The 26979-nt window shown below is 63.1% G+C and carries 25 protein-coding genes and 2 pseudogenes; 10 read left to right on the top strand and 17 right to left on the bottom strand.

Annotated features, from left to right (window positions below; translation table 11 throughout):
* Positions 1–25 precede the first annotated feature (25 nt).
* Both selO and trxC read left to right on the top strand, forming a co-directional pair.
* Entirely contained in the window at positions 26–1486 is a 1461-nt protein-coding gene (selO, locus tag AC25MA_RS04370) for a protein adenylyltransferase SelO (RefSeq protein ID WP_486971807.1), read from the top strand.
* Positions 1487–1530: 44 nt separating this feature from the next.
* Positions 1531–1965, top strand: coding sequence for a thioredoxin TrxC (gene trxC, locus AC25MA_RS04375; RefSeq protein ID WP_486971808.1), 435 nt, complete (start codon positions 1531–1533; stop codon positions 1963–1965).
* On the opposite strand, the gene AC25MA_RS04380 is transcribed toward trxC, so the two are convergent.
* Together AC25MA_RS04380 and AC25MA_RS04385 are read right to left on the bottom strand one after the other, a co-directional pair.
* Positions 1962–2735, bottom strand: a complete 774-nt coding sequence (locus tag AC25MA_RS04380) for a ParA family protein (RefSeq protein WP_028688427.1) — start codon at positions 2733–2735, stop codon at positions 1962–1964. The genes trxC and AC25MA_RS04380 overlap by 4 nt on opposite strands.
* Positions 2736–2787: 52 nt before the next feature.
* Complete coding sequence (locus tag AC25MA_RS04385) at positions 2788–3693, bottom strand: LysR family transcriptional regulator (protein ID WP_028688428.1); 906 nt, start codon at positions 3691–3693, stop codon at positions 2788–2790.
* A 122-nt stretch (positions 3694–3815) separates the two neighbouring features.
* Between AC25MA_RS04385 and AC25MA_RS04390 the strand changes: the two genes are divergently transcribed.
* The gene (locus AC25MA_RS04390; RefSeq protein ID WP_182321868.1) at positions 3816–5057 is read left to right on the top strand and encodes an MFS transporter; all 1242 of its coding nucleotides are present in this window, start codon (positions 3816–3818) and stop codon (positions 5055–5057) included.
* A 32-nt stretch (positions 5058–5089) separates the two neighbouring features.
* Here the strand turns inward: AC25MA_RS04390 and AC25MA_RS04395 are convergent, their stop codons facing one another.
* Positions 5090–5662: a DUF2780 domain-containing protein gene (locus AC25MA_RS04395; RefSeq protein WP_062362576.1), complete on the bottom strand. Its 573-nt coding sequence runs from the start codon at positions 5660–5662 to the stop codon at positions 5090–5092.
* A 212-nt stretch (positions 5663–5874) separates the two neighbouring features.
* Positions 5875–6183, bottom strand: a complete 309-nt coding sequence (locus AC25MA_RS04400) for a hypothetical protein (RefSeq protein ID WP_236179587.1) — start codon at positions 6181–6183, stop codon at positions 5875–5877.
* Between the two features lie 398 nt (positions 6184–6581).
* Here AC25MA_RS04400 and AC25MA_RS04405 point away from each other — a divergent pair, with 398 nt between their 5' ends.
* Entirely contained in the window at positions 6582–7409 is an 828-nt protein-coding gene (locus AC25MA_RS04405; RefSeq protein WP_432767482.1) for an RHS repeat-associated core domain-containing protein, read from the top strand.
* A gap of 76 nt (positions 7410–7485) precedes the next feature.
* Positions 7486–8310, top strand: a complete 825-nt coding sequence (locus AC25MA_RS04410) for an RHS repeat-associated core domain-containing protein (RefSeq protein ID WP_486971809.1) — start codon at positions 7486–7488, stop codon at positions 8308–8310.
* A gap of 66 nt (positions 8311–8376) precedes the next feature.
* On the opposite strand, the gene fdhA is transcribed toward AC25MA_RS04410, so the two are convergent.
* The 7 genes from fdhA to AC25MA_RS04445 all read right to left on the bottom strand — a co-directional run bounded on the left by fdhA (position 8377) and on the right by AC25MA_RS04445 (position 17346).
* The gene (gene fdhA, locus AC25MA_RS04415; RefSeq protein WP_011536143.1) at positions 8377–9576 is read right to left on the bottom strand and encodes a formaldehyde dehydrogenase, glutathione-independent; all 1200 of its coding nucleotides are present in this window, start codon (positions 9574–9576) and stop codon (positions 8377–8379) included.
* Between the two features lie 289 nt (positions 9577–9865).
* Positions 9866–10723: a formyltetrahydrofolate deformylase gene (gene purU / locus AC25MA_RS04420; protein ID WP_028688432.1), complete on the bottom strand. Its 858-nt coding sequence runs from the start codon at positions 10721–10723 to the stop codon at positions 9866–9868.
* A gap of 12 nt (positions 10724–10735) precedes the next feature.
* Complete coding sequence (locus AC25MA_RS04425) at positions 10736–11368, bottom strand: sarcosine oxidase subunit gamma (protein WP_486971810.1); 633 nt, start codon at positions 11366–11368, stop codon at positions 10736–10738.
* Between the two features lie 92 nt (positions 11369–11460).
* Positions 11461–14478, bottom strand: a complete 3018-nt coding sequence (locus AC25MA_RS04430; RefSeq protein ID WP_062359769.1) for a sarcosine oxidase subunit alpha — start codon at positions 14476–14478, stop codon at positions 11461–11463.
* Positions 14475–14810 carry a sarcosine oxidase subunit delta gene (locus AC25MA_RS04435; RefSeq protein ID WP_028688435.1) on the bottom strand — a complete coding sequence of 112 codons (336 nt, stop codon included), beginning with the start codon at positions 14808–14810 and terminating at the stop codon, positions 14475–14477. Before AC25MA_RS04435 ends, AC25MA_RS04430 begins: the two co-directional genes overlap by 4 nt.
* A gap of 16 nt (positions 14811–14826) precedes the next feature.
* Positions 14827–16077, bottom strand: coding sequence for a sarcosine oxidase subunit beta family protein (locus tag AC25MA_RS04440; protein WP_011536148.1), 1251 nt, complete (start codon positions 16075–16077; stop codon positions 14827–14829).
* A gap of 15 nt (positions 16078–16092) precedes the next feature.
* Positions 16093–17346 carry a serine hydroxymethyltransferase gene (locus AC25MA_RS04445; protein WP_028688436.1) on the bottom strand — a complete coding sequence of 418 codons (1254 nt, stop codon included), beginning with the start codon at positions 17344–17346 and terminating at the stop codon, positions 16093–16095.
* 272 nt (positions 17347–17618) lie between these two features.
* Between AC25MA_RS04445 and AC25MA_RS04450 the strand changes: the two genes are divergently transcribed.
* Positions 17619–18659 carry a threonine aldolase family protein gene (locus AC25MA_RS04450; protein WP_486971811.1) on the top strand — a complete coding sequence of 347 codons (1041 nt, stop codon included), beginning with the start codon at positions 17619–17621 and terminating at the stop codon, positions 18657–18659.
* Positions 18660–18737: 78 nt separating this feature from the next.
* On the opposite strand, the gene AC25MA_RS04455 is transcribed toward AC25MA_RS04450, so the two are convergent.
* The 4 genes and pseudogenes from AC25MA_RS04455 to AC25MA_RS04470 all read right to left on the bottom strand — a co-directional run bounded on the left by AC25MA_RS04455 (position 18738) and on the right by AC25MA_RS04470 (position 21340).
* Complete coding sequence (locus tag AC25MA_RS04455; protein ID WP_372454740.1) at positions 18738–19475, bottom strand: methyl-accepting chemotaxis protein; 738 nt, start codon at positions 19473–19475, stop codon at positions 18738–18740.
* Positions 19476–19598: 123 nt separating this feature from the next.
* Positions 19599–20675: pseudogene (locus AC25MA_RS04460) on the bottom strand (HAMP domain-containing protein); the annotation flags it as partial.
* Between the two features lie 135 nt (positions 20676–20810).
* Positions 20811–21113, bottom strand: coding sequence for a cell division protein ZapA (locus tag AC25MA_RS04465; RefSeq protein ID WP_028688439.1), 303 nt, complete (start codon positions 21111–21113; stop codon positions 20811–20813).
* A complete protein-coding gene (locus AC25MA_RS04470; protein ID WP_028688440.1) occupies positions 21110–21340 on the bottom strand; it encodes a hypothetical protein in 231 nt (76 codons plus the stop codon). Before AC25MA_RS04470 ends, AC25MA_RS04465 begins: the two co-directional genes overlap by 4 nt.
* Before the next feature lie 291 nt (positions 21341–21631).
* Between AC25MA_RS04470 and AC25MA_RS04475 the strand changes: the two are divergent.
* Positions 21632–22387 (top strand): annotated as a pseudogene (locus tag AC25MA_RS04475) (MCP four helix bundle domain-containing protein); the annotation flags it as partial.
* Positions 22379–23242 carry a methyl-accepting chemotaxis protein gene (locus AC25MA_RS04480; protein WP_372454741.1) on the top strand — a complete coding sequence of 288 codons (864 nt, stop codon included), beginning with the start codon at positions 22379–22381 and terminating at the stop codon, positions 23240–23242. The pseudogene AC25MA_RS04475 and the gene AC25MA_RS04480, both read left to right, overlap by 9 nt.
* A 55-nt stretch (positions 23243–23297) precedes the next feature.
* Here the strand turns inward: AC25MA_RS04480 and AC25MA_RS04485 are convergent, their stop codons facing one another.
* Together AC25MA_RS04485 and gbcB are read right to left on the bottom strand one after the other, a co-directional pair.
* Entirely contained in the window at positions 23298–24059 is a 762-nt protein-coding gene (locus AC25MA_RS04485) for an RHS repeat-associated core domain-containing protein (RefSeq protein WP_143496111.1), read from the bottom strand.
* A 124-nt stretch (positions 24060–24183) separates the two neighbouring features.
* On the bottom strand, positions 24184–25284 hold the full coding sequence (gene gbcB / locus AC25MA_RS04490; protein WP_028688442.1) for a glycine-betaine demethylase subunit GbcB: 1101 nt from the start codon (positions 25282–25284) through the stop codon (positions 24184–24186).
* Here gbcB and AC25MA_RS04495 point away from each other — a divergent pair.
* Complete coding sequence (locus AC25MA_RS04495; RefSeq protein ID WP_175406147.1) at positions 25283–25510, top strand: protein GbcA; 228 nt, start codon at positions 25283–25285, stop codon at positions 25508–25510. The two genes, gbcB and AC25MA_RS04495, sit on opposite strands and share 2 nt — an antisense overlap.
* A 71-nt stretch (positions 25511–25581) precedes the next feature.
* Complete coding sequence (gene gbcA, locus AC25MA_RS04500) at positions 25582–26874, top strand: glycine-betaine demethylase subunit GbcA (protein WP_028688443.1); 1293 nt, start codon at positions 25582–25584, stop codon at positions 26872–26874.
* Positions 26875–26979 lie beyond the last annotated feature (105 nt).

Consider the following 26979-nt stretch of genomic DNA (forward strand, 5'->3'; position numbering starts at 1 on the left):
GGCACCGAATCCAGGAGCAGGCCCCGTGAAGTCCCTCGACCAACTCACCTTCGACAACCGCTTCGCCCAACTCGGCGATGCCTTCTCCACCCAGGTCCTGCCCGACCCGATCGCCGATCCACGCCTGGTCGTCGCCAGTGAATCGGCCATGGCCCTGCTCGATCTCGACCCGGCACAGGCCGAGCTGCCGGTGTTCGCCGAGCTGTTCAGCGGCCACAAGCTTTGGGAAGAGGCCGACCCACGGGCGATGGTGTATTCCGGTCACCAGTTCGGCTCGTACAACCCGCGCCTGGGTGATGGTCGTGGCCTGCTGCTGGGCGAGGTTCTCAACGATGCCGGCGAGCACTGGGACCTGCACCTCAAGGGCGCCGGCCAGACGCCCTACTCGCGCATGGGCGACGGCCGCGCCGTGCTGCGCTCGTCGATCCGCGAATTCCTCGCCTCCGAGGCCCTGCACGCCCTGGGCATTCCCAGCAGCCGCGCGCTGTGCGTGATCGGCTCGAGCACCCCGGTATGGCGCGAAGCCCGCGAGAGCGCTGCCATGCTCCTGCGCCTGGCCCAAAGCCACGTGCGCTTCGGCCACTTCGAATACTTCTACTACACCAAGCAACCGGAACAGCAGCGGGTGCTGATAGACCATGTGCTGGAGCAGCACTACCCCGAGTGCCGCGACGCCGAGCAGCCCTACCTGGCCATGTTCCGCACCCTCGTCGAGCGCAACGCCGAGCTGATCGCCCGCTGGCAGGCCTATGGCTTCTGCCACGGAGTGATGAACACCGACAACATGTCGATCCTGGGCATCACCTTCGACTTCGGCCCCTACGCCTTCCTCGACGACTTCGACGCCAACTTCATCTGCAACCATTCCGATGACCGGGGCCGCTACAGCTACGCCAACCAGGTGCCAATCGCCCACTGGAACCTCAGCGCCCTGGCCCAGGCCCTGACCACGGTGATCGAAGTCGAGCCGCTGAAGGAGGCGCTGGGGCTGTTCCTGCCGCTGTACCAGGCGCACTACCTTGACCTGATGCGCCGCCGCCTGGGCCTGACCACGGCCGAGGACGACGACATGGCGCTGGTCGAGCGCCTGCTGCAGTGCATGCAGCGGGGGGGCGTGGACTACACCCTGTTCTTCCGTCGCCTGGGCGAGCAGCCCGTGGCCCAGGCCCTGCAGGTGGTGCGGGAAGATTTCATCGACCTGGCCGGCTTCGACGCCTGGAGCACCGAATACCAGGCGCGCTGCGCGCGCGAAGCAGGCAATGCAGAAGGGCGCCGCGAGCGCATGCATGCGATCAATCCGCTGTATGTGCTGCGCAACTACCTGGCGCAGAAGGCCATCGAAGCCGCCGAGGCGGGCGACTACAGTGAAGTGCGGCGGCTGCATCAGGTGCTGGGCAAGCCGTTCGAGGAACAGCCCGGGATGCAGGCCTATGCCGAACGGCCACCTGAGTGGGGCAAGCACCTGGAAATCAGCTGTTCGTCATGAACCCCGGGGCCGCTACGCGGCCCCAGCCACATCAAGGAGATAAAATGTCCGACCCCCTGGTAATCCCCTGCCCTCACTGCAACGGCCTCAACCGCCTGCCCGCCGAGCGCCTGGGCGACAGCCCCAAATGCGGCCGCTGCAAGCAGGACGTGCTGCTCGCTCAGCCCTTCGAACTGAACGAGGGCACCTACGCCGCCCAGATCAAAGGCGACCTGCCGTTGCTGCTGGATGTGTGGGCCGACTGGTGCGGCCCCTGCAAGAGTTTCGCCCCGGTGTTCGAACAGGCCGCCCGTCAGCTCGCCGGACGCTGCCGCCTGGCCAAGCTCGACAGCGAGGCCAACCGCAACCTGGCCGGCCAGCTCGGCATCCGCTCGATCCCCAGCCTGATCCTGTTCAGGAACGGCCGCGAAGTGGCTCGCCAGGCCGGCGCGTTCCCACTGCAGTCGTTGCTGGAGTGGCTGCGCAGCCAGGGTGTCTAGGCGCTGCGCTCCAGCAGATCATGCAACTCGACGAACTGCTGGGTAAGCTTGTGCCGTGGCTCCAGGTGGATCAACGGCAGGCTGGCATGGTGGGATTCGCGCATCTTCACCGAACTGCCCAGGTACACCGGCAGTACCGGCAGGCCCTCGGCCAGCAGCTCGTCGAGCATCTGCTGGGGCAGGCTGGCCCGTGACTGGAACTGGTTGACCACGATACCCTCGACCACCAGCTCGTCGTTGTGGTCTTCCTTGAGTTCGTCGATCTCGGCCAGCAGGCCGTACAGCGCCTGGCGCGAGAAGCTGTCACAGTCGAAGGGAATCAGCACGCGATCGGCGGCGATCAGTGCGGAAACCGCGTAGAAGTTCAACGCCGGCGGCGTATCGATGTAGATCCGCTCGTAGTCTTCGTCCAGCTCGTCGAGCAGTTTGCGCAGCTTGTTGATCTTGTGCTTGGCCTCGAGCTTGGGCTGCAGGTCGGCCAGCTCCGGGGTGGCGGTCACCACGTGGAGGTTGTCGAAGGGGGTTTCGTAGATATCGACCTTGTTCTTCTTGGCGAACGGCCCGCTGGACAGCGACTGCTTGAAGAAGTCGGCGATGCCCATGGGGATGTCGTCGCCGGTCAGGCCGGTCAGGTACTGGGTCGAGTTGGCCTGGGCATCCAGGTCGATCAGCAGGGTCCGATAGCCTTCACTGGCACTGACCGCCGCGAGATTACAGGCAATGCTCGACTTGCCCACGCCACCTTTCTGATTGAACACCACGCGCCGCATGTCAGACCTCCGTGTATCAACGAATGCCCGAGTATGTGGTCAGCGCAGCGGTTTAGCCAGCACCTTCGGGCTGTTCCAGCCCGGCCAGCAGGGCGATGAAGGCATTGGCCATGGCCGAGCCGGGCGCCTCGCGACGTACCAGCCACACGGCGGTCATGGCCTCTTCGTCGAGCAACGTGCGGTACACCACGCCTTCGATGCGCATGCGCTGGAACGAGGCCGGCAACACCGAAACACCCAACCCCGCCGACACCAGGCCGATGATGGTCATCGCCTCACCGGCTTCCTGGGCGAAATGCGGGCTGAAACCCGCCTGGCGCGCCAGGCTCAGCAACTGGGCATGCAGGCCACTGCCGTAGCTGCGCGGGAAGAATACGAACGGCTCATGGGCCAGGGCTTGCATATGTACACCCTGTTCGCTGCCAATGGCCAGCGGGTGCGATGCATTGAGCACGGCTACCAGGGGTTCGCGGAACAGCTCGGTGCAAGCGATCCCTTCCGGCAACGGCATCGGTCGCATCAGGCCGATTTCGATGGACTCGTCGAACACCGCCTCCACCACTTCTCGGCTGCTCATTTCCTTGAGGTTGAGGTGCACTGAAGGATAGCGCTGGCGGAAGGCCCGAATGGCCTGGGGAATCCGCGAGGTGAAGGGTGCCGACGAGGTGAAGCCGATCTTCATCTCGCCCAGTTCACCCAGCTGCGCTCGCCGCGCCACATCGGCGGCCTTCTCCACCTGCGCCAGCACCTGGCGCGCCTCCTCGAGGAACAGCCGCCCGGCCTCGCTCAACTCGACCCGGCGGTTGGTGCGCTCGAACAGGCGGGCCCCAAGCTCCTGCTCCAGGGCCTGGATCTGCTGGCTCAAGGGAGGCTGGGAAATACCCAGCTGCTGGGCGGCGCGGCCGAAATGCAGTTCCTCGGCCACGGCGATGAAATAGCGCAGATGACGCAACTCCATGATCGACTCCAAACAGGTCGTAAAACGTCTTGAACGGGTCGAACAATATATTGGATCTAATCATTAGCCAGCTATATGCTTTTTTTACCGCAGCACCGGCCCCAGCGCCCGAGGTACCCTCCGTGAGATCCGCCGTAGTCCCCCTGTCTGCCGAACCCGAGCCTGTCATCAACGATATCTGGATCGAGAAAGGCTCGCCCGCCTTCATGAAGACCGTGCTGGCCCTGTTCAGCGGTGGCTTCGCCACCTTTGCCCTGTTGTACTGCGTGCAGCCGATGATGCCGCTGCTGTCCCGGGAGTTTTCCATCAACGCCGCGCAGAGCAGCCTGGTGCTGTCGGTGTCCACCGCCATGCTGGCGTTCGGGCTGCTGGTCACCGGGCCGATCTCCGACCGCATCGGGCGCAAGCCGGTGATGGTCTTCGCCCTGCTCTGCGCCGCCCTGTCGACCCTGGCCAGCGCGGTGATGCCGAACTGGGAGCTGGTGCTGGCGACGCGCGCCCTGGTGGGTTTATCGTTGAGCGGCCTGGCGGCGGTGGCGATGACCTACCTGAGCGAAGAAATCCACCCGCAGCACATCGGCCTGGCCATGGGCCTGTACATCGGTGGCAACGCCATCGGCGGCATGAGCGGGCGCCTGATCACCGGCGTGCTGATCGACTTTGTCAGCTGGCACACGGCGATGCTCACCATCGGCGGATTGGCCCTGGCAGCAGCGCTGGTGTTCTGGAAAGTGCTGCCCGAATCGCGCAACTTCCGGCCCCAGGCCCTGAATCCGCGCAGCCTGCTGGACGGCTTCGCCATGCACTTCAGGGACGCAGGGTTGCCCTGGCTGTTCCTCGAAGCCTTCCTGCTGATGGGCGCCTTCGTCACCCTGTTCAACTACATCGGCTACCGCCTGCTGGCTGGGCCCTATCACATGAACCAGGCGCTGGTCGGGTTGCTGTCGGTGGTTTACCTGTCGGGGATCTACAGTTCGGCGCAGGTCGGCGCCCTGGCCGACAGGCTGGGACGGCGCAAGGTGTTCTGGGCCAGCATCCTGGTGATGGCCGGGGGCCTGTTGATGACCCTGGCCACCCCATTGGCGATGATCATCGTCGGCATGCTGGTGTTCACCTTCGGCTTCTTCGGCGCGCACTCGGTGGCCAGCAGCTGGATCGGCCGCCGGGCGCTGAAGGCCAAGGGACAGGCGTCTTCGCTTTACCTGTTCTGCTACTACGCGGGATCAAGTGTCGCCGGGACTGCCGGCGGGGTGTTCTGGCACCAGTGGGGCTGGAACGGGACAGGGCTGTTCATTGCCAGCCTGCTGGCGGTCGCATTGCTGGTGGCGCTGCACCTGAGCAAGTTGGCGCCTAAGTCAGGCTGATCCCACGACCGCTCAGTGCCGGTGTCAGACGCTCAGACCGATGGCTGGCTCAACGGCGCAGGGGCGTTCCACAGGCTGCCCAGGTTCTGCAACAACGACCCGGCAATTCCTTGCTGCCCCAGGTACTGCAGGATCAACGGCGCGAACTGCCCGATCATCCCGGTATCCATGCCCAGCGCCTTGAAGGCGTTGTCCAGGTCGCTGCGGTTCTGCACCTCACCGCCCAGCGCGTTGCTCAGCGCCGAGCTGTTCTTGTCATTGCCGAGCAACTGCCCCAGGCCGCTCAGCCCTCCCAGCGCATTGGTACCCGACAGCAGGTCCAGCCCGGGCACGGCCTTGGTCAGTTGCCCATAGTCGTCGCCGCTGAGGTTGTTGCGCGCCAGCCCCAGCATCGCCCCGGCGCCGCCGATGGCCTGCTCTGGGGTGATCTTCAATTCGCTGCCCAAGGTGTTGAGGAGGTTGGCCTGGCCGGCCGGCGCCTGCACCTGGCCCTGTTGGTTCTGGTTCTGCATGGCCGAGACGGCGTTGGCCGCGTCGCTGAGGTTGAAGGCGAACACCGGGCTTGCGGCCAGGGTCATCAGGGTTGCCAGGGTGAATGCTTTCATCAGGAGGGGCCTCGTCGGCCGGAATGGCCGGAAAACGAGGGATTGGACTGGAGCGCCGGGGGTTTGTTCCGGGCCGGCCATCGGTGTTCATCCCTGAGGCCCAATCGCTGGCAAGCCAGCTCCCACAGTGTATTGCGCAATAGCCTGAGACCTGCGCTGTACCTGTGGGATCCGGCTTGCCGGCGATGGGCCGCACAGCGGCCCCGGCTATTTCAACCCGGCTGATAGAACCCCGAGGCAGGCACCTGCTTCAACGCCCCCACCAGCGCATCGACCTGCCCCCAGGCGACAGTCAAATGCTGCAGGCTGGACGCCTGGAGTTGCCTCAAATCGTCCTCGGTCGCCAGTTCCTGGGCGTGGTAACCGTCGGTATAGGCGATGAACATGAAATGGCAGACGTTCATCAGCACCTCTTCGATGGGCACGGCGCCTTCGAGGATGGCAGTGGAAAGGGATTGGCCGGGTGGGAGCTGGAATTTGGCGTGGAGGTTTTCGGGTGGGTCGGGGACGATTTTTTTCATAGAGGCACCATGCAGTGTTGGGTGCCACCCTTCCGCTTCCACACATCAGGGTGACAGCTGTACACGGGGTGGAAAGACCGGTGCATGGTGAACCCGGCAGGCCCAGAGACCTCCCGCGTACAGCCGTCATGACGACAACAACCATGCTAACCGCCGGGTTTCCACGCCCGATCGCTAAACCGACAGCGACCGGGAGAGCCTAGTGGGCAGGATTTCCCCAAACAATCAGACGTGTATCGACAGATTGCGTAGGGTATTTCCTTTAACCTCATCGAGTCAGTGAGATACATCCTGTGAGCAGGTAGGACCCTTCTGCGTACCTGACATTTTTGCCAGTTGCTGAGCCCCCCCCTCCGTCGCAGAGTTATGTAAAGTCAAGCCAACGCCAGGGGTGCGACATGACACAGCGATTTATAAGAAGCTCAAAAACGGTGTTTTTGGCAACAGACCGGCAGGGATCTGTATTGCACCGGCATAAGCCGCAGGAGCAACACTCCTGCCCCTATACCGTATTCGGCTTCAGTCCTTTCAATGGCAGGACAAATTTGCTGGGCTTTACCGGCGTACACCGTGAAAAAAATGATACTTATTTACTTGGCAATGGTTACCGCGGTTACAACACCGAATTAATGCGCTTCAACTCGCCCGACAGCTGGTCCCCATTTGAGCGTGGAGGTCTGAATAGCTACGCATACTGCCAAGGTGACCCTGTTAACATGACAGACAGTTCCGGACACGCCCTCGACCTCAACCTTTCCGGCAGAATAAACACTGCATGGAATATTGATAAGTCGTCCGGCTGGCCCGCATTGCTGCTCAATGACACCGTAGTCGAAGGAATTACAAAACACCTACCTGACACCGAAGCTAACAACTTAAAAAAACTGGCAAAAAAAACCAAAATTATAGCCACCAAAAAATCAAACAAAGCCGCTTTCGAAAACATCACGAGCGATAACTATAGCGATTTTAGCGACGCGATTGATGAAGGCACGTTTTACATGAAAGGTGTTTCACTCGAAGCGGCAGAACACCGTATATTCGATCTCCGAATACAGCATTTAAAAAGCCTATGGGGCGATACTGAGGTCCCCCCTAGCGGTCGAAACGGACGCCGCCGCGCAATAGGGCGGCCAATTATCGAGCATCGCGAAGATAGCCTAGACAGGCTCGCCGCTCATAATGAAAGCGTTCAGCGCATACGGGACCAACGCGACATCCCATAGTTAATACCGAACCAGTGAGCATTACTAGACAGAAAGCACTCATGATGTAATACGGTGGCTATCTCAGGGAGGCAACATGACGAGAAAGTCTATGCTTATATCAGTAAAGGTGTTACTTGGCACAGACAAGAATGGATCTATAATCAGACATTCAAACGCGGCCCAAAGCACCATTTCTTATTCAGCTTTTGGCCACAGCCCGCTCAATAGCAGTGAACCCACACTATTGGGATTCAATGCTGAACACAGAGCGCGCTCAGGACTCTACCTGCTCGGAAATGGCTATCGGACGTATAACCCATCACTGATGCGCTTCAACTCACCAGACAGCTTTAGTCCATTCGATGACGGCGGGGTTAATGTGTACGCTTATGTACTAAATGACCCCATAAACAAAACCGACCCATCAGGCCACAAGCCGGTGCTACCGCTTTTAAACAGTCAGGGGGTGCTTGTTCTTTCGCAGCCCAGAAAGCTTCAACGTGATTCACTGCTCATAAAAGCTCACGGACTTCCAGGTGCAGTACGAGCCAACGACAAAACAATGAGCGCAGCACAATTCACCAACTTCCTATCAGACAATAAAATCAATGTAAGAAAATTCAAAAAAATTCATATCTCAATATGCGACTCAGCCACACCAGATGCCAATGGAAAAATATTCGCCCAGGAACTATCTAACATTTCAGGCCGTAAGGTAAAAGGCTATGAGGGGACGGTATTCGATTTGCGTAGCGAATATCCAAATACAGGAAAGATCGACCTAGAAATCCTTAAAACAGACCGCAGAGTAGCACTTACCGACGCTAACTTTGAAGTTAGCGAGACAGAACCTTTCAACTACAAACCCAGGACCTTCTTCCCCATGCAAGATAGCAGTATCGACTTACGTAGGGACTAACCCGCAAAGTCACTGGCCGTTTTCAAAAAACCACAACGCCCCAAAAGGGGCGCTGTAGTTAACATCTTACGCCGCACTAAATGTCTTATGCGGATCAATCACAAACTTCTTCGGTACCCCTGCATCAAACTCCCCATACCCCTCCGGCGCCTGGTCCAGGCTGATCACCTGCACCCCCACCACTTCGGCGATATTGATGCGATCCCACATGATCGCCTGCATCAGCTGGCGGTTGTACTTCATGGTCGGGGTCTGCCCGGTGTGGAAGCTGTGGGACTTGGCCCAGCCCAGGCCGAAGCGGATGCTCAGGGCACCGATCTTGGCGGCGGCATCCACTGCGCCCGGATCCTCGGTCACGTACAGGCCCGGAATACCGATCTTGCCAGCCACGCGGGTCACCTGCATCAGCGAGTTGAGCACGGTGGCCGGGGCCTCGTGCTTGGCGCCTTCATGACCATGGCCACGGGCCTCGAAGCCAACGGCATCGACGGCACAATCCACTTCCGGCTCACCGAGGATATCGATGATCTGCTCGTGCAGCGGAGTGTCCTTGGACAGGTCGACCACTTCGAAACCTTGCGACTTGGCGTGAGCCAGCCGGGCCGGGTTGAGGTCGCCGACAATGACGCAGGCGGCGCCCAGCAGGCGGGCGGACGCGGCGGCGGCCAGGCCGACCGGGCCGGCACCCGCGACGTATACGGTGCTGCCCGGGCCGACACCGGCGGTGACGGCGCCGTGGTAACCGGTGGGGAGGATGTCGGACAGGCAGGTCAGGTCGCGGATCTTCTCCATGGCCTTGTCGCGGTCCGGCAGTTTCAGCAGGTTGAAGTCGGCGTAGGGCACCAGTACGTACTCGGCCTGGCCGCCGGTCCAGTCGCCCATGTCAACGTAACCGTAGGCACCACCGGCGCGGGCCGGGTTGACGGTGAGGCAGACGCCGGTGTGCATCTCCTTGCACGAGCGGCAGCGACCGCAGGCGACGTTGAAGGGTACCGACACCAGATCGCCGATTTTCAGGCGTTCGACGTCACGGCCCATTTCGACGATTTCACCGGTGATTTCATGACCCAGGACCAGGCCGACCTGGGCGGTGGTGCGGCCGCGGACCATGTGCTGGTCGGAGCCGCAGATGTTGGTGGAGACCACCTTGAGGATGACGCCGTGCTCGATCTTCTTGCCGCGCGGGTCCTGCATCTTGGGGTAGTCGATCTTCTGCACCTCGACCTTGCCCGCGCCGAGATACACCACTCCACGGTTACCAGACATGCTTCTTACCTCGCTTGATTTGTATTTATGCAGCGGTGGTGGAAAGCGCCGCCTTTCCGTGGGCGGCCTGTGTTACTGGAATGAAGGGAATTGTGGGCTGGATAGGAGGTGGGGCGGTGACTGGATGCGACAAGCAAATGCCTGTTCACGGCAGGCCAAAAGCCGGGGCCGCTGTGCGGCCCTTTCGCGACACAAGGCCGCTCCTACATGGCCAGCGCAACCCCTGAGACTTGCGCTTTACCTGTGGGAGCGGCCTTGTGTCGCGATGGGCTGCAAAGCAGCCCCAATGTCAAAGCACCACAGTCCGATTGGCGTTGAGGAACACCCGTCGCTCGATGTGATAACCCACAGCCCGCGCCAGGGTCAGGCACTCGATATCGCGCCCCTTGGCGATCAGGTCCTCGGGATAGTGCGCATGGTCAACCACCTCGACGCCCTGAGCGATGATCGGCCCTTCGTCCAGGTCGTTGTTGATGTAGTGCGCCGTGGCGCCAACCATCTTCACGCCCTTGTTGTAGGCCTGGTGATACGGTTTGGCGCCCTTGAAACCGGGCAGCAACGAGTGGTGGATGTTGATCGCCCAGCCATCCAGTCGCCGGCACAACTCCGGCGACAGCACCTGCATGTAGCGGGCGAGGATCACCAGCTCGGCACCGCTTTCCTCGATCACCTGCAATACCTTGCGCTCCTGCGCCGGCTTGTCGTTCGGATCGAGGGCGAAGTGGTAATAGGGGATCTTGTGCCAATGTGCCAGCGGCTCGAGGTCAGGATGGTTGGACACCACCGCGACCACGTCCATGGCCAGCTGGCCGATGCGCTGGCGATACAGCAGGTCGTTAAGGCAATGGTCGGCCTTGGACACCATGATCACCACCTTGGGGCGGTGATTCGGCGCGGTCAGCTCGAACGCCATGCCAAAGGCTTCGCTGCGCTCGGCCAGGCCTGCGCGAAAACCGTCCTCGTCGAAGCCATCGGGGGCACGGAACTCCACGCGAATGAAGAACCGCCCCGACAGCCGGTCATCGAAGGAATGGTGCTCGGTGACGTAGCAGCGTTGCTCGTAGAGATGACGCGTCACCACATCGACCGTGCCGAGCATGCTCGGGCAGTCGGCAGTGAGGATCCAGGTGTCCGGTGCCCGACTCATGGTTAATGCTCCTTACGCTTCGATGGCCAGGCCGTATTCGGCCGACGCGTCCTGCAGCCACAGCCACCAGTAGTCAGAGAAGCTGCGGCGGATCACCAGCTCCCAGGTGTCCTCGGCGGTGCGCCGGATCACCAGTTGCGACTTGGCGAACACGGTGCCGACGGCCTTGCCCACCGGGAAGTTGTTCGGGTGGACATCATAGCTGGTGGATTTCATCAGCACGTCGCGCACATGGGGGCCGCGCAGCTCGAGCAGGGTCTGTCCGCCGCTGACGTTGACCACCTGGATATGCTGGCCGTCGAGGGCATCGCGCAGCTTCTGCTCGACGGCGAACTCCTGGCCGCCGGGGACAATCAGCAGCCACTCGTCCGGGCCCACCCATTGCAGCGACATCTCGCTGTTGGCGACCACGGTCAGAGCCACCGGCAGCTCCAGACCCAAGGCCTTGTGCACGCCGCCGGCGAAGGCCTGGTCATGGCCATTGCCACGGATAGTCAGGTGGCCGAGGAGTTTCTTCTCGCGCAGGGTCACGCCTGCGTTCTTGCGGCTCTTGCCGACCAGGCTGGCCAGGTCGGCGTGGTGCAGCGGCGACTGGGCCTTGGCATCGGAGCCTGGGTTTTGCTGGAAGACGTTGATAGCGCTCATTTCTTACCTGCCTTGAATTCTTGTGCGAGGAACCACGCTGACCTCGAGGGAGCGGGCTTGAGCGCTCCCTCGCAGATCCCGTCATCCTGGAATCAAACGTTCTGCCGCTCGCCCTTCGGATCGAAGAACACCGAAGACACGATCTCGGCCTCGATCACGCTGCCGTCGGCCTGGGGCGAATACACCCGCTCACCCAGGCGCTTGAGGCCGCCCTTGACCACGCCCATGGCGAACGAATAGCCCAGGGAGTTGGCCGCGTAGCTGGAGGTGACATGACCAACCATGTCCATCGGGATCGGTTGCTTGGGATCGAACACCAGCTGGGCGCCTTCCGGCAGCCACACGTTCGGGTCCACAGGCTTGAGGCCCACCAGCTGCTTGCGGTTCTCTCGCACGGTATCTTCACGGTTCATGCCGCGCAGGCCGATCCACGAGAAGGCCTTGTTGCGACCCACGCACCAGCTCATGTTGAGGTCGTCCGGGGTCATCGAGCCGTCGGTGTCCTGGCCGACGATGATGAAGCCCTTCTCGGCACGCAGCACGTGCATGGTCTCGGTGCCGTACGGGGTCAGGTTGTACTTCTTGCCCGCCTCGACAATCTGCTCCAGCACGCCCATGGCGTAGTTGGCCTGGACGTTGATCTCGTACGACAGCTCGCCGGTGAACGAGATGCGGAACACCCGTGCCGGCACGCCGCCAACCAGGCCTTCCTTCCAGCTCATGAACGGGAAGCCTTCCTTGTCCAGGTCGATGTCGCTGACCTCGGCCAGCAGCTTGCGGCTGTTGGGGCCGGACAGGGTCATGGTCGCCCAGTGGTCGGTGACCGAGGTGAAGTACACCTTCATCTCTGGCCATTCGGTCTGGTGGTAAAGCTCCAGCCACTGCAGCACACGGGCGGCGCCGCCGGTGGTGGTGGTCATGATGAAGTGGTTGTCGCCGACGCAGGCGGTCACGCCGTCGTCGAAGACCATGCCGTCTTCCTTGCACATCAGGCCGTAGCGGGCCTTGCCCACGTCGAGCTTGGTCCAGGCGTTGGTGTAGATGCGGTTGAGGAATTCGCGCGCGTCCGGGCCCTGGATGTCGATCTTGCCCAGGGTCGAGGCGTCCAGCAGGCCGACGCTGTCACGCACAGCCTTGCATTCGCGGGCCACGGCGGTGTGGATATCTTCGCCGGGCTTGGGGAAGTACCACGGGCGCTTCCACTGGCCGACGTCCTCGAACTCGGCGCCGTTCTTGATGTGCCAGGCATGCAGGGCGGTGAAGCGCACCGGCTCGAACAGGTGGCCGCAGTGCCGGCCCGCCACCGCGCCGAAGGTCACCGGCGTGTAGTTGGGGCGGAACATGGTGGTGCCCATTTCCGGGATGCCGATTCCGAGCGAGCGGGCGGCGATGGCCAGGCCGTTGATGTTGCCCAGCTTGCCCTGGTCGGTGCCGAAGCCCAGGGCGGTGTAGCGCTTGACGTGCTCGACCGACTCGAAGCCTTCGCGGGTGGCCAGCTCGATGGCGGCGGCGGTGACATCGTTCTGCTGGTCGACGAACTGCTTCGGCGCACGGGCGGTGCCCTTGTCGTGGGGCACCTGGAATAGTGCCACGGTGGCTTCTTCCTTGCGCGCCAGGGTTTTCGGCAGGGTGCCGACGCTGGCCTTGAAGCCGGCCTCGGTGGCGGCGCGAACACCGCCCTCGAAGCCGTCAGCGATCACATCGCCCAGGGCATAGACGCCGTTCACGCCACCGACGCACACGCGCTTCTGCGGTGCATCGCCCGGGACGAAGCCGAGGATGTCTTCACGCCAGACCGGGCGACCGCCCAGGTGCGAGGCCAGGTGGACCACTGGGCTGTAACCGCCGGAAGTCGCGATCAGGTCGCACTCGAGGGTTTCACCCGGGCTGGTAACCTTGTGCGCCTGCACATCGATGGCGGCCACGCGGGCGCCAGTGACGTGCTTGCTGCCCTTGGCCTCGATCACGGCGCTGGAGGTGAGGATACGGATACCTTTGGCGCGAGCCTCTTCGACCAGCGAACCGCGTGGGTTGTGGCGGGCATCGGCAATGGCGACCACCTGCAGACCCGCGTCGTGCCAGTCCAAAGCGCAGCGGTAGGCGTGGTCGTTGTTGGTCGACAGCACCAGCTTGCGGCCCGGCGCCACGCCATAGCGGCGCACGTAGGTGGACACGGCACCCGCCAGCATGTTGCCCGGCAGGTCGTTGTTGCCGTACACCAGCGGGCGCTCATGGGCGCCAGCAGCCAGGACCACACGGTTGGCGCGCACACGGTGCACGCGTTGGCGTACCTGGCCGATGGGCGCACGGTCGCCGAGGTGGTCGGTCAGACGCTCGTGGATGGTCAGGAAGTTGTGGTCGTGATAGCCGTTGACCGTGCTGCGTGGCAGCAGGGTGACTTCCGGCAGCGACTCCAGCTCGGCAACGACGGCATTGACCCAGTCGACGGCTGGTTTGCCATCAAGGGTTTCGCGGCTGTCGAGCAAGGTGCCGCCGAACTCCTCCTGCTCGTCCGCCAGGATCACCCGGGCGCCGCTGCGCGCGGCAGCCAGCGCAGCGGCCAGGCCAGCAGGGCCGGCGCCGACGATCAGCACGTCGCAGTGCTGGTTCATGTAGTCGTAGCTGTCCGGATCGTTCTGCAGCGGCGCACGGCCCAGGCCCGCCGCCTTGCGGATGTACTTCTCGTAGGTCATCCAGAACGACTTGGGGTACATGAAGGTCTTGTAGTAGAACCCGGGCGGCATCATGTTGCCGCCGACCTTGCCGATGATGCCCATCATGTCGTTGTTGACGTTTGGCCAGCCGTTGGTGCTGGTGGCCACCAGGCCGGCATACAGGGCCTGCTGGGTGGCGCGCACGTTGGGGATCTGGGTGGCTTCGCTGGAGCCGATCTGCAGGATCGCGTTCGGCTCCTCGGTACCGGCGGCGATGATCCCGCGCGGGCGCGAGTACTTGAAGCTGCGCCCGACGATGTCGACGCCGTTGGCCAGCAGCGCGGCGGCCAGGGTGTCGCCGGCATAGCCCTGGTAGGTCTTGCCGTTGAAGCTGAAGTTCAGCACCTTGCTGCGGTCGATACGGCCGCCGCTGGCGAGGCGATAGGTCTGGCTCATACTTTTTCCCCTTGGCCCTTGGCGGTCGCTGGCGCGGTGCTCTGTTTCGAGGCGGCGGTAACCTGAGGTTTCTCGCCGATCTTGTAGGTTTCCAGGATCTCGTAGGTCACGGTGTCGCGGGTGACGTTGAAGTACTGGCGACAGCCCGCGACGTGGTCCCACAGTTCATGGTGGATGCCGCGCGGGTTGTCGCGGAAGAACATGTAGGTGCCCCACTCCTCGTCGGAGCAGGCGTTGGGGTCCAGCGGGCGGGCGATGTGCGCCTGGCCCGACGCGTGGAATTCTTCCTCGGAGCGCAGCTCGCCGCAGTGGGGACAGAAGATTTGCAACATGACGGTTGTCTCCGGGTCAGTGGGCGACGGCAGCGGCGCCGTGTTCGTCGATCAGCGCGCCGTTGTAGAAACGGTCGATGGAGAAAGGCGCGGCCAGCGGGTGCATCTCGCCCTTGGCCAGGCTCGCGGCGAACACGTTGCCCGAGCCCGGGGTGGCCTTGAAGCCGCCGGTGCCCCAGCCGCAGTTGAAGAACATGTTCTTCACCGGGGTCTTGGAGATGATCGGGCAGGCGTCCGGCGTGGTGTCGACGATGCCGCCCCACTGGCGGTTCATGCGCACCCGGGAGAGGATCGGGAACATCTCGACGATCGCCTGCAGGGTGTGCTCGATGATTGGGTAGGAGCCGCGCTGGCCGTAGCCGACCCAGCCGTCGATACCGGCGCCGATCACCAGGTCGCCCTTGTCGGACTGGCTGATATAGCCGTGCACGGCGTTGGACATGATCACGCTGTCGATGATCGGTTTGATCGGCTCCGATACCAGTGCCTGCAGCGGGTGCGACTCCAGCGGCAGGCGGAAACCGGCCAGCTTGGCCATGTGCCCGGAGTTACCAGCGGTGACCACGCCGACGCGCTTGGCGCCGATGAAGCCCTTGTTGGTTTCGACACCGATCACGGCGCCATTCTCTTTACGGAAGCCAATCACCTCGGTCTGCTGGATCAGGTCCACGCCCAGGGCGTCGGCGGCACGGGCGAAGCCCCAGGCCACGGCATCGTGACGGGCCACGCCGCCACGGCGCTGTACGGTGGCACCGAGGATCGGGTAGCGGGTGTTCTTCGAGCAGTCCAGGTACGGGATCTCGGCCGCCACCTGCTCGGTGCGGATCAGCTCGCCGTCCACGCCATTGAGGCGGTTGGCGTTGACCCGACGCTCGGAGTCGCGGATGTCCTGCAGGGTGTGGCACAGGTTGTAGACGCCGCGCTGGGAGAACATCACGTTGTAGTTGATGTCCTGCGACAGCCCCTCCCACAGTTTCATGGCGTGTTCATACAGGTGCGCCGACTCGTCCCACAGGTAGTTGGAACGCACGATGGTGGTGTTGCGGGCGGTGTTGCCGCCGCCCAGGTAGCCCTTCTCGACCACCGCCACGTTGGTGATACCGTGTTCCTTGGCCAGGTAGTAGGCAGTCGCCAGGCCATGGCCGCCACCGCCAACGATGACCACGTCGTAGACCTTCTTCGGCGTCGGCGTGCGCCACATGCGCTGCCAGTTCTCGTGGTGGCTGAGGGAGTGCTTGAAGAGGCCGAAGCCTGAATAACGTTGCATGGTGTTCTGCTCCACTCAGCGGTAGACCGGGAAGTCGGCGCACAGGGCGGCGACGTTCTTGGCCACATCGGCCTCGACATCGGCGTCGCCCAGGTTGTCCAGCACATCGCAGATCCAGCCGGCCAGCGCCACGCACTGGGCGACCTTGAAGCCGCGGGTGGTGACGGCCGGGGTGCCGATGCGCAGGCCCGAGGTGACGAACGGCGACTGCGGGTCGTTGGGCACGGCGTTCTTGTTGACGGTGATATGAGCGCGGCCAAGGGCGGCGTCGGCGTCCTTGCCGGTCAGGCCCTGACGAATCAGGCTGACCAGGAACAGGTGGTTGTCGGTGCCGCCGGAGACCACGTCGTAGCCGCGGTCGATGAACACCTGGGCCATGGCCTGAGCGTTTTCGATGACCTGTTTCTGGTAGCTCTTGAACTCAGGCTCCAGCGCTTCCTTGAAGCACACCGCCTTGGCGGCGATCACGTGCATCAGCGGGCCACCCTGGGCGCCGGGGAACACGGCGGCGTTGAGCTTCTTCTCGATCTCTTCGTTGCTCTTGGCCAGGATCAGGCCACCACGCGGGCCGCGCAGGGTCTTGTGGGTGGTGGTGGTGACAACATCGGCGAAGGGGATCGGGTTCGGGTACAGGCCGGCGGCGACCAGGCCAGCGACGTGGGCCATGTCGACGAACAGCAGCGCGCCGACTTTATCGGCGATCTGGCGGAAACGTGGGAAATCGAGAGTCTTCGAGTAGGCCGAGAAACCGGCGACGATCATCTTCGGCTTGTGCTCGACGGCCAGGCGCTCGACTTCGTCGTAGTCGATCAGGCCGGTGGTGGTGTCGATGCCGTACTGCACGGCGTTGTACAGCTTGCCCGAGGACGACACCTTGGCACCGTGGGTCAGATGGCCGCCATGGGCCAGGCTCATGCCCAGGATGGTATCGCCGGCTTGCAGCAGAGCCAGGTACACGGCGCCGTTGGCCGAGGAGCCGGAGTGCGGCTGGACGTTGGCGTAGTCGGCGCCGAACAGCTGCTTGGCGCGCTCGATGGCCAGCGCCTCGACCTTGTCGACATGCTCGCAGCCGCCGTAGTAGCGCTTGCCCGGGTAGCCCTCGGCGTACTTGTTGGTCAGGCCGCTGCCCTGGGCCTGCATCACGCGCTTGCTGGTGTAGTTCTCCGAGGCGATCAGCTCGATGTGATCTTCCTGGCGCTGTTCCTCGGCATTCATCGCCGCCAGCAGTGCGTCGTCATAACCCTGGATCTGGTCTTGCTTGCTGAACATCGTGTATCTCCCGGCAGCGATCGTTTCTTGTCTGGTGAGGGTTTTCCCACCCTTTGCAGCGATGGTATGACCGGGCACCGGGGCACAGATGCCTGCGCGCGCCTTGCAATGGCGCGTTTACGACATTGTTCAAGGCGCTGAGGAAAGTTGCGTGGGAGCGGCGGTGCGCCGCTTCTCCCAAGAGACCGCATCCGGCTCAAACAGCCTGTATAGGCAACCGCCAAATCGATGGTTTAGAGTGCGTTCCTGCGTCGTACAAAAGGACAGGCGTCATGATCGACAACAACCAACAATTCGCCAGCGACAACTACTCCGGCATCTGCCCCGAAGCCTGGGCCGCGATGGAAAAGGCCAACCAGGGCCACGAACGCGCCTACGGCGACGACCAGTGGACCGAACGCGCCTCGGAATACTTCCGCAAGCTGTTCGAGACCGACTGCGAGGTGTTCTTCGCCTTCAACGGCACCGCCGCCAACTCCCTGGCCCTGGCCTCGCTGTGCCAGAGCTACCACAGCGTTATCTGCTCCGAGACCGCCCACGTCGAGACCGACGAATGCGGCGCGCCGGAGTTCTTCTCCAACGGCTCCAAGCTGCTGACCGCCGCCAGCGTCAACGGCAAGCTGACGCCCCAGTCGATCCGCGAAGTGGCCCTCAAGCGCCAGGACATCCACTACCCCAAGCCCCGCGTGGTGACCATCACCCAGGCCACCGAAGTGGGCACGGTGTATCGCCCCAACGAGCTCAAGGCGATCAGCGCCATCTGCAAGGAGCTGGGCCTGAACCTGCACATGGACGGCGCACGGTTCACCAATGCCTGCGCGTTCCTCGGCTGTTCGCCGGCCGAACTGACCTGGAAGGCCGGGGTCGATGTGCTGTGCTTCGGCGGCACCAAGAACGGCATGGCGGTGGGCGAGGCGATCCTGTTCTTCAACCGCGCCCTGGCCGAGGACTTCGACTACCGCTGCAAGCAGGCCGGGCAGTTGGCATCGAAGATGCGTTTCCTGTCGGCGCCATGGGTTGGTCTGCTAGAAGACGGCGCGTGGATGCGTCATGGCAAGCATGCCAACCACTGCGCGCAGCTGCTGGCATCGCTGGTGAGCGATTTGCCGGAGGTGGAGCTGATGTTCCCGGTGGAGGCCAACGGCGTGTTCCTGCAGATGCCGGAGCATGCGCTGGAAGTGCTGCGCAACAAGGGGTGGCGGTTCTATACCTTCATTGGCAGCGGTGGGGCGCGGTTCATGTGTTCGTGGGATACCCAGGAAGCCCGGGTGCGTGAACTGGCGGCGGACATCCGCGCCATCTTTGCTGCCTGATATATCGTCATCACGGGGCAAGCCCGCTCCCACGAGCATTCCAAGCCTCTTGTGGGAGCGGGCTTGCCCCGCGATCAGCTAGAGGCGGAACCCACCCATCTGCCGCGCCAGGTCATCGGCCAGCCCACGCAACGCCTGGCACTCCTCGCGACACCCTTGCACTTCGCTGGCCGTCTGCCGCGCCAGGTCGGAAATCCCCTGCACCGTCCGGTTGATCTCCTCGGTCACCGCCGACTGTTCCTCGGTGGCGGTGGCCACCTGCTCGTTCATGCCGCTGATGCGCTCGACCTGATCGGTGATCGCACCGAGCGAGGTGCCGGTGCGCTGGCTTGACTCGACGCCGTTGCCGGTCGCCTGCTGCCCCGCCTGCATCGACGCCACGGCGGTGCCCGCGCCCTGCTTGAGGCGGTGGATCATCTGCTGCACCTCGTCGGTGGATACCTGGGTCCGCCGCGCCAGGGTCCGCACCTCATCGGCCACCACGGCGAACCCCCGGCCCATCTCGCCGGCCCGTGCCGCTTCGATGGCGGCGTTGAGCGCCAGCAGGTTGGTCTGCTCGGAAATGCTGCGGATCACCGCCAGCACTTCGTCGATCGAGGCGACTTCGTCGGCCAGCTGCGTCACCGCCTCGGCGGCGCGGCCGATCTCCCCGGACATGCCTTCGATGTTGTGGATGGAACGGCGCACCACCTCCCGCGCCTGCAGCGCCTCGTCACGCGCCGACTGCGAGGCATGGGCGGCGGAGCCGGCATTCTGGGCGATGTCCTGCACGGTCAGGCCCATCTCGTGCACGGCGGTGGCGACCATCTCGGTCATTTCCTGCTGGCGGCCCGAGCGCTCTGCGGTGTTGTCCACCACCAGGGTCACCTGCTCCACCGACCGGTGCAGGCGTTCGGTCGTACGCAGCACCTCGCCGATCAGGTCGCGCTGGCTGTCGAGGAAGCGGTTGAAGCCACGGGCCAGGTCGCCCAGTTCGTCCTGGCGCGAGTCGTCCAGGCGATGGCTGAGGTCTCCCGCGCCACCGCCGATCTGCACCAATGCGGCAGTGACCTGGCGAATGGGCCGCACCAAACCGCGTGCCAACAGTACCACCAGCAACAGCGAAAGCAGCGCCACGCCGCCGCCGATCAGGCAGGTCTGCCAGATGGCCTGGCGGGCCTGGGCGTAGATCTCGGCTTCCGGCACCTCGGCTACCAGGGTCCAGTTCAGGTCTCGCAGGGGCAAGCCGAGGGCCAGGTAATCCTTGCCATCACGCTGGAAACGGCTGCTGCGCAGGCCTGCACCGCCCACCAGCACGGCCTTGGCCGCCTCGACGTCCAGCTGCTCGGCAAGCTGGCGCTTGCCGCTGAACTGCTGGTCGGGATGGACCTGGATCAAGCCGTCATTGCGCACCAGGAACACTTTGCCGTGCTCGCCGAAACTGAAGTCGTGGATCAGCTTCGACAGCTCGGTCATGCGCAGGCCCATGCCGGCCACGCCGACCAGCTGGCCGTCCTTCTCGACCCGATAGTCGATGAACAGCGCCAGCTCGCCGGTGGAGCCGTCGATATCGATATTGATGAAGCGTTCGGCACCACTGTCGATGTAGCCGTAGAACCACTTGTCCTTGGGATTGGCGCGGCTGAGCGTGCGATCCAGCCCCTTCTCGTTGTAGTAGTGGCCGGTGACAGTCGAGGCGAACAGAGTGGTGAAGGCGTGGTTGCGCTGCTTGGCCGCCTCCAGGTATTCGATGAAGCGCGGCAGCTCGGCCGGGGCCTCACCGGCGGCCAGCCAGTCGCGCAGGAGCGTGTTGCCGGCAATGTCCGCCGCCGCCACCAGCGGCTGACCGAGCATGCGCTCGATATCGTTGCGAATGGCTTCGACGCTGGCCGGCAACGCCGTGTCCACCAGGTAGCGCTCGGTCAGGCGGTTGAGCGCCATCGTATAGATCGCCACCACCACCAGGATGCTCGCCAGCAGGGCGGCGCCCATGCTTGCGATCAGTTGCCACTGGATACTCCGCCGCCAGATGCGCATGTTCCACTCCCCGATAATTATTGTTTTTCGGGAAGTGTATACACTTAAGTATCCAGTTGTTCCAGTGATCCGCGACACAACGGCCGCCCTAGTCGCGGGGCAAGCCTGCTACCAGTCGCCGCGCGATGGCGTCAGTCAGACGTCGGAGACGGCCTTGCTGATGGCATCGACCGTGGCGTCGATCTGCGCCTGGGTGCGCTCGAGGGTGCGGTCGTGCTCGCGCTGCAGTTCGATCTGCTTGGAGCACAAATTCAGGGCGGCCAGCACCAGCAGCTTGTCGCCGATCAGGGTCGGATAGTTGCGCTTGGTTTCGGCCAGGGCGACGTTGAGCATGCGCACGGCCTGGGAGAGGGTTTCTTCCTGGCCTTCGGGCGCCTTGAGCGAGTAGTCGTTACCCAGGATCGACACGACATTGACCGGCTGCGCTTGCAGTCTCATGCGTTCACGACACCCGCGCTGGCGCGCTCGACCAGGGCCTGGATGCGCGCGGCGGTGGCGCCGTGCTTCTCTTCCTGCTCCATCAGCGACAACTGCAGGCTGTCATTCTCTTCCTTGGCCTGGGCCAGTTCCTGGCCGAGGCTGGCGTTTTGCTCGGCCAGTTGCGCGTTCTTGTGCATCAGGTCGCTGACCAGTTGCTCGAGTTGATTCAGGGAAGTTTCCAACATGCGTCTATCTCGGTTGTTGCAAAGGGCGCACACGATAAGGAAAAACTGCCGCCCCCGCCATTAAATATCGGATTCAAAAGGTGTTTGCCGGGTTCAGGTTGACCCAGGATCGGCTCCCTTGTTCCGACCTGGATCAACCGCTGGTCAGGAAAATAGTTAGCTGCCTCACAATTTTTGCCTGACGGACTCAAGACTGGCCGGTCACGACCGATAGGCAGGCAGGTCCTCTTCCGTCGCATGGATCGCGGCACCTCTTCTGCCTTGGGAACTGCCTCCATGTCCTTACGCAATATGAATATCGCGCCGCGCGCGCTGCTCGGGTTCGCCGTGATCGGCCTGCTTATGCTGGGCCTCGGCGTGTTCTCGCTGATCCAGATGGGCAACATCCGCCAGGCCGGCGTGACCATCGAGGAGATCAGCGTGCCCAGCATCAAGACCCTCGACGAGCTGACCGCGCTCAACCTGCGCCTGCGCACCCTGTCCTACCGCCTGCTGCTCAACCGCGAACCGGCCACCCAACAGGACACCCTGCGCCTGCTGGACGAGCGCAACGCACAGATCGACAAGGCCCGCCGCGCCTACGAGCCGCTGGTGACCGCCGCCGACGAGAAGGCCGCCTTCGACCAGTACGGCCTGCTGCTCAACCAGTACCGCCAGCTCGAGGCGCGCATGCGCACGCTGAGCCAGGCCGGCGATCTGGACGCCCTGCGCGACCTGCTCAACCGCGACCTGCTGGACAACTCCGAACAGATCAACAAGATCATGGACACCCTGGTGCGCATCAACACTGACCAGACCAGCGCCACCAATGCCCAGGCCGCCGACCAGTACAGCGGCGCCTTCGCCCTGGTGATCAGCCTGCTGGTGGCCGCCACGGTGCTGACCCTGCTGTTCGCCTTCCTGCTTACCCGCAGTATCGTCAAGCCCATCGACGATGCGCTGCAGGCCGCCGAGCAGATCGCCGAGGGCGACCTGACCCACAGCATTCACGCCGAAGGCACCGACGAGGCGGCGCGGCTGCTCAAGGCCATGGCCAAGATGCAGGACAAGCTGCGCGACACCCTGCAGCTGATCGCCGGCTCCGCCACCCAGCTGGCCTCCGCCGCCGAGGAGCTGAACAGCGTCACCGACGAAAGCGCCCGTGGCCTGCAGCAGCAGAACAACGAGATCGAGCAGGCCGCCACTGCCGTCACCGAGATGACCAGCGCGGTCGAGGAAGTGGCGCGCAACGCGGTAAGCACCTCCGAGGCCTCCAGCGAAGCCAGCCGTTCGGCAGGCGATGGCCGCGACCTGGTGATGGAGACCGTGGGCGCCATCGAACGCATGAGCGGCGACGTACAGTCCACCGCCAAGCTGATCACCCACCTGGCCGAGCAGTCCCGCGATATCGGCAAGGTGCTCGACGTGATCCGCGGCCTGGCCGACCAGACCAACCTGCTGGCGCTCAACGCCGCCATCGAGGCCGCCCGCGCCGGCGAGGCCGGTCGTGGCTTCGCCGTGGTCGCCGACGAGGTGCGCGCACTGGCGCATCGCACCCAGCAGTCCACCAGCGAGATCGAGCGGATGATCGGCAGCATCCAGGGCGGCACCGAGCAGGCCGTGGACTCGATGCGCACCAGCACCGAGCGCGCCGAGTCAACCCTGAACATCGCCCGTGGCGCGGGCCTGGCGCTGGACACCATCGCCGGTGCAGTGGCGCAGATCAACGAGCGCAACCTGGTGATTGCCAGTGCGGCGGAAGAACAGGCTCAGGTCGCCCGCGAGGTGGACCGCAACCTGGTGAACATCAACGACCTGTCGGTGCAGAGCGCTACCGGGGCACATCAGACCAGCGCGGCGAGTGCCGAGCTGTCGCGCCTGGCGGTTGACTTGAACGGCCTGGTGGCTCGATTCCGTACCTGACCTTTGCAGCCATCGGGGAGCAAGTCCGCGATTAGCCAACCTTAAACCAACGGCATCAGGCAGAGTTCCTGATGCCACTTCTGGCCTCAGTCGGTGAAACAGGTACGTCGTCAAGCGTGAACACCCGAACGTTGGGCATTTCATCGGTTGTCGACGGCGTACTTGTTTCTCTGCGCAGGCCCAGCACTGCCCTTACATTGGTGCTGACACTTTCCTTGACATGCTGCCAGAGCTCCGCTCGGTTCTCCCAGACCGCCTTGGCAATCCGAGTTCCTGCCCCCGCTGCCAGCAGAGCGGTCCCGGCATTGGCAACATAGGTTGCCGCCCCCACCCCGGCCAACCCCAACCCTGCTGCCACCACACTGGTGGCGGAACCAGCCAGGGCAACCCGTGTGGCGTTCACCGCCAACGCCCCCTTGGGCTCTGGCCCCAACAACAACGCCAGCGGCGAGGCGGTATGCAATGCGATGGTCCCGGAGCGCTGAATGATCTGCGAGACCAAGGCAGAGTATCCGCCAGTCGGGTCAAGCCGGTTCACCGGATCTCCCGCACAATACATGTACGCGTTGATGCCGCCCTTGTCGAACGGACTCAACGTGTCAGGTTCTTGGAACCGCATCAAGGCAGGACTGTACCGACGGTGCCCATTGCCTAATGGATAGCGATCCATCCGGGCGTCCCGAGGCTGTCCACAGAAACCTGTCATCGGGCTGATCGGTGACGTTAACGCCCCATAGGCGGTAAAGCCCCGATCGGAAAAACCAATGCCGCCAAGGGGGGTGTTCTGCTTGTCGCAGGCAAACAAGTAGGTAGGCATTGTCCACAATCCTTCGCCGTGAATTCCATCCGAAGATTGGCAGCGATGCGGCGCTAGTGGAACTGGCAAAAATATCAGGCACCCCATGTAACCAGGGCCGCTTTGCGGCCCCTGCGAATGTAGATCAATACTCGATCCGCACATCCCCCTTCGGCACGCTGCAGCACGACAGGATGTAACCCTCGGCCTCATCCTCCTCGGTGATCCCGCCGTTGTGCTCCATCTCCACCTCGCCGCCGAGCTTGAGTACCTTGCAGGTGCCGCAGATCCCCATGCCGCAGGCCTTGGGGATCATCAGCCCGACCTTGGCGGCCGCCGCATGCACGGTCTCGCCAGGGGCCACGCGGATGCTCTTGTCGCTACCGACGAACTCCACCAGGTTGAGGTCGGCCACATCCACTTCCGGCGCATCGGCAGCCGCTTCGGCATGCTCCACCGCGTCGGCCTTCGCCTCAGGCGGCGTCGCACCGAACGATTCCTCGTGATAATTCTTCATGTCGAAGCCGACCGCCTCGAGCATGCGCTTGACCGCGTTCATGTAGGGCGTCGGCCCGCAGCAGAAGATCACGCGCTCCAGGTAGTCCGGGGCAATCAGTTCCATCAGCCGCTGGTTCAGGTAACCGCGGTAACCGGCCCAGGGCTCACCCAACCCATGCTTTTCGCAGATGATGTGCAGGCTGAAATTGGGGATGCGCGAGGCCATCTGCTCCAGCTCGCGATGATAGATGATGTCCTTCGGCGAGCGGGCGCTGTGCACGAACACCATGTCGACATTGGCGTTGGTGTCGTAGAACCAGCGGGCCATGGACATCACCGGGGTGATGCCGACGCCGCCGGACAGGTAAAGCGTCTTGCCCGCGGGGAAGTCGATGGCGTTGAACAACCCCACCGGCCCGTGCACCGGCAGTTCAGCGCCTTCATGCATGGTGTCGTGGAGGAAGTTGGACACCAGCCCACCCGGCACGCGCTTGACGGTGATGGAGAAGCTGTAGGGCACCGACGGCGAGCTGGAGATGGTGTACGAACGCATCACAGGCTTACCTTCGATCTCCAGTTCCAGGGTGACGAACTGCCCGGGCTTGAAGAAGAACATGATCGGCTGGTCGGCCATGAAGCAGAAGGTGCGCACGTCCCAGGTTTCCTGGATGACCTTGACGCAGCGCACGATGTGGCGGCCATTGGCCCAGGTCTGGGTGGTAACCGGATTAAGGAAGGTATCGGACATGTTCATCTCCAGCAGCCGACTGTCGGCCATTCTCATGGCTCCGATAATGCGCAAGCGCACCGCGCCGTACATTCCCATCCGCGACATCGGCGTGCTCATCGCGACCAGCCCCGCGCTACAAGGGTTGGCGCGTCGGAATTCGATGCGGCCATGTCGCCCGTGGATATGGTCATTTCCCGGCCCGGACGCACACTCCTCGGCAAAACAACAGGTTGTTTATCGCTAACAACAGCCTTGCGGCACTACAACAACGATTAGCCACTTCAGCCGGCCGCGCGCGGCCACGAGGACCACACGATGGACGTCACCGCAACCCTGAGCCTGGGCGATCCACTGGAACCTGCACGCAAGGCCACCGCCGAAATGCTGCAGACCCGCGAGCGCACCTACTCGCTGCCGCAGCCGTTCTACTGCGACGAGCGCTTGTTCCAGATCGACATGCAGGAGATCTTCCACAAGGAGTGGCTGATCGCCGGCATGGTTTGCGAGATCCCGACCAAGGGCAACTACATCACCCTGCAGATCGGCAAGAACCCGATCATCGTGATACGCGGCGCCGAAGGTAAGGTGCATGCCTTCCACAACGTCTGCCGCCACCGCGGCTCGCGCCTGTGCGTCAGCGACAAAGGCAAGGTGGCCAAGCTGGTCTGCCACTACCACCAGTGGACCTATGAGCTCGATGGCCGCCTGCTGTTCGCCGGCACCGAGATGGGCGCCGACTTCGACATGAACCAGTACGGCCTCAAACCGGTGAACGTGAAGGTGGCCGGTGGCTACATCTTCATCAGCCTGGCCGAGAACCCGCCAGCCATCGACGAGTTCCTCGCCACCCTCGACCACTACATGGAACCGTACGACATGGAGAACACCAAGGTGGCGGTGCAGACCACCTTGATGGAGAAGGCCAACTGGAAACTGGTGCTGGAGAACAACCGCGAGTGCTACCACTGCAGTGGCTCACACCCCGAATTGCTGAAGACCCTGCTGGAATGGGACGACACCAACGACCCGCGCGCCAGCCAGGAATTCAAGGACCACGTGGCCGCCTCGGCCGCCGCCTGGGAAGCCGAGGGGATTCCGTACCTGCACAAGAGCCATGGCCTGCGTAACCGCATCGTGCGCATGCCACTGCTCAAGGGCACCGTGTCGATGACCATGGACGGCAAGCAGGCCTGCCAGAAACTGATGGGCCGTATCAAGAATCCGGACCTAGGCTCAATGCGCATCCTGCACCTGCCGCATTCGTGGAACCACTGCATGGGCGACCATATGATCGTGTTCACCGTGTGGCCGATCAGCGCGCAGGAGACCATGGTCACCACCAAGTGGCTGGTGCACAAGGATGCGGTCGAGGGGGTTGATTACAACCCAGAGGAGATGCGCAAAGTATGGGATGCCACCAATGACCAGGATCGGCGGTTGGCGGAGGAGAATCAGCGGGGGATCAATTCTACCGCTTACCAGCCTGGCCCGTACTCCAAGACCTATGAGTTCGGGGTGGTGAACTTTATTGACTGGTACAGCCAACGCTTGCTTAACAATCTTGGTGCCGAGCCGGCGCCTTATCTAAAGGAAGTCATTTCTCAGTAACCCCAGGCCCTACGTGCTGCCTAGTACTGAACCAGCGGCAGGTAGGGCAATCCACCTTCATCATGCGAAGATGCGGCTATAGCCCTGTCATCACTGGGATGGGGT

The organism is Pseudomonas sp. P65(2024) (genome assembly GCF_057480955.1).

What these genes read in the sequence shown, in the direction of transcription:
- AC25MA_RS04450 (WP_486971811.1), top strand. Translation starts at nt 17,619, where the DNA reads ATGATCGACAACAACCAACAATTCGCCAGCGACAACTACTCCGGCATC.
- AC25MA_RS04425 (WP_486971810.1), bottom strand. Translation starts at nt 11,368, where the DNA reads ATGAGCGCTATCAACGTCTTCCAGCAAAACCCAGGCTCCGATGCCAAG.
- AC25MA_RS04440 (WP_011536148.1), bottom strand. Translation starts at nt 16,077, where the DNA reads ATGCAACGTTATTCAGGCTTCGGCCTCTTCAAGCACTCCCTCAGCCAC.
- purU (WP_028688432.1), bottom strand. Translation starts at nt 10,723, where the DNA reads ATGAGTCGGGCACCGGACACCTGGATCCTCACTGCCGACTGCCCGAGC.
- AC25MA_RS04485 (WP_143496111.1), bottom strand. Translation starts at nt 24,059, where the DNA reads ATGCCTACCTACTTGTTTGCCTGCGACAAGCAGAACACCCCCCTTGGC.
- AC25MA_RS04395 (WP_062362576.1), bottom strand. Translation starts at nt 5,662, where the DNA reads ATGAAAGCATTCACCCTGGCAACCCTGATGACCCTGGCCGCAAGCCCG.
- AC25MA_RS04410 (WP_486971809.1), top strand. Translation starts at nt 7,486, where the DNA reads ATGACGAGAAAGTCTATGCTTATATCAGTAAAGGTGTTACTTGGCACA.
- AC25MA_RS04385 (WP_028688428.1), bottom strand. Translation starts at nt 3,693, where the DNA reads ATGGAGTTGCGTCATCTGCGCTATTTCATCGCCGTGGCCGAGGAACTG.
- AC25MA_RS04470 (WP_028688440.1), bottom strand. Translation starts at nt 21,340, where the DNA reads ATGTTGGAAACTTCCCTGAATCAACTCGAGCAACTGGTCAGCGACCTG.
- AC25MA_RS04495 (WP_175406147.1), top strand. Translation starts at nt 25,283, where the DNA reads ATGTTCATCTCCAGCAGCCGACTGTCGGCCATTCTCATGGCTCCGATA.
- AC25MA_RS04400 (WP_236179587.1), bottom strand. Translation starts at nt 6,183, where the DNA reads ATGAAAAAAATCGTCCCCGACCCACCCGAAAACCTCCACGCCAAATTC.
- trxC (WP_486971808.1), top strand. Translation starts at nt 1,531, where the DNA reads ATGTCCGACCCCCTGGTAATCCCCTGCCCTCACTGCAACGGCCTCAAC.
- AC25MA_RS04480 (WP_372454741.1), top strand. Translation starts at nt 22,379, where the DNA reads ATGCAGGACAAGCTGCGCGACACCCTGCAGCTGATCGCCGGCTCCGCC.
- AC25MA_RS04445 (WP_028688436.1), bottom strand. Translation starts at nt 17,346, where the DNA reads ATGTTCAGCAAGCAAGACCAGATCCAGGGTTATGACGACGCACTGCTG.
- AC25MA_RS04380 (WP_028688427.1), bottom strand. Translation starts at nt 2,735, where the DNA reads ATGCGGCGCGTGGTGTTCAATCAGAAAGGTGGCGTGGGCAAGTCGAGC.
- AC25MA_RS04430 (WP_062359769.1), bottom strand. Translation starts at nt 14,478, where the DNA reads ATGAGCCAGACCTATCGCCTCGCCAGCGGCGGCCGTATCGACCGCAGC.
- AC25MA_RS04455 (WP_372454740.1), bottom strand. Translation starts at nt 19,475, where the DNA reads ATGACCGAGATGGTCGCCACCGCCGTGCACGAGATGGGCCTGACCGTG.
- fdhA (WP_011536143.1), bottom strand. Translation starts at nt 9,576, where the DNA reads ATGTCTGGTAACCGTGGAGTGGTGTATCTCGGCGCGGGCAAGGTCGAG.
- gbcB (WP_028688442.1), bottom strand. Translation starts at nt 25,284, where the DNA reads ATGTCCGATACCTTCCTTAATCCGGTTACCACCCAGACCTGGGCCAAT.
- gbcA (WP_028688443.1), top strand. Translation starts at nt 25,582, where the DNA reads ATGGACGTCACCGCAACCCTGAGCCTGGGCGATCCACTGGAACCTGCA.
- AC25MA_RS04405 (WP_432767482.1), top strand. Translation starts at nt 6,582, where the DNA reads ATGACACAGCGATTTATAAGAAGCTCAAAAACGGTGTTTTTGGCAACA.
- AC25MA_RS04465 (WP_028688439.1), bottom strand. Translation starts at nt 21,113, where the DNA reads ATGAGACTGCAAGCGCAGCCGGTCAATGTCGTGTCGATCCTGGGTAAC.
- AC25MA_RS04435 (WP_028688435.1), bottom strand. Translation starts at nt 14,810, where the DNA reads ATGTTGCAAATCTTCTGTCCCCACTGCGGCGAGCTGCGCTCCGAGGAA.